An 815-nucleotide genomic window follows, 5' to 3' on the forward strand; every position below is an offset into this window, starting at 1 on the left:
GAACGAGCTTTTGCTTGGCGCTGGTACCACCGGTCACCTGCACGGCATCTACACCCAGCGTACCGCCTACTCTGCAACTGGCATCCCAACCGCCCCGAAGCGCGTGGATCACATCCGCTGGGCGAAGCTGCAGGTACGCAAGTCCTTCTTCCCGGCGACCGCTGTCGTCCTCAACCCCGAGGACTGGGCGGCCATCGAGCTCATGAAGGACACCCAGGGCGCCTATCTCCACGCCGCGGTCACCACAGGCGCCGAACCGCGCCTCTGGGGCCTGCGCGTCGTCGAGAGCGATGCCATGGCGGTCGGCACCTTCATGGTCGGCGCCTTCGCGCTGGCTGCGAAGATCTGGGACCGTGAGCAGGCGAACGTCCAGATCAGCTCCGAGGATCGCGACAACTTCGTCAAGAACATGCTGACCCTGCGTGGCGAGGAGCGCCTGGCGCTCACCGTCACCCGGCCCACCGCTTTCGTCGGCGGCGCGTTCCCGGCCGCGACCTGAGCCAACCCCGGCGGGCGCTGATCCTGGCGCCCGTCCCCTCGCGCATGATGGGTGGCGAAATGTCCAAGCTCATTGTCCAGACGCCGTTCTATTTCGGTGGCGCCATTCGTGACGTCGGTAGCCCCATCGAGGTCGAGAACGCTACCGACCGCAAAAGCCTCATCGACCGCGGCATGATTGCCGAGGGGAAAGCGACCGCCGCACCCGACAACAAGATGGAGCCGGAGCCGGCGAACAAGGGTGAGCCTGCGTCGCGTCGCATCAAGGCCTGATCATGCGCGCCGTCGTCGTCACCCCGCCCGAGCCCACGAGACGG

Annotated in this window: 2 protein-coding genes; both read left to right on the top strand. The window is 66.6% G+C overall.

The window, feature by feature from the left end; genetic code table 11:
* Positions 1-499: phage major capsid protein (locus VQ02_RS34300; RefSeq protein WP_048448756.1), on the top strand; the 499-nt coding region annotated here is incomplete at its 5' end.
* A gap of 59 nt (positions 500-558) precedes the next feature.
* Positions 559-771, top strand: coding sequence for a hypothetical protein (locus tag VQ02_RS34305; protein ID WP_048448757.1), 213 nt, complete (start codon positions 559-561; stop codon positions 769-771).
* The last annotated feature ends 44 nt before the right edge of the window (positions 772-815 follow it).

The sequence above is a fragment of the Methylobacterium variabile genome (assembly GCF_001043975.1).
Lineage (GTDB): Bacteria > Pseudomonadota > Alphaproteobacteria > Rhizobiales > Beijerinckiaceae > Methylobacterium > Methylobacterium variabile.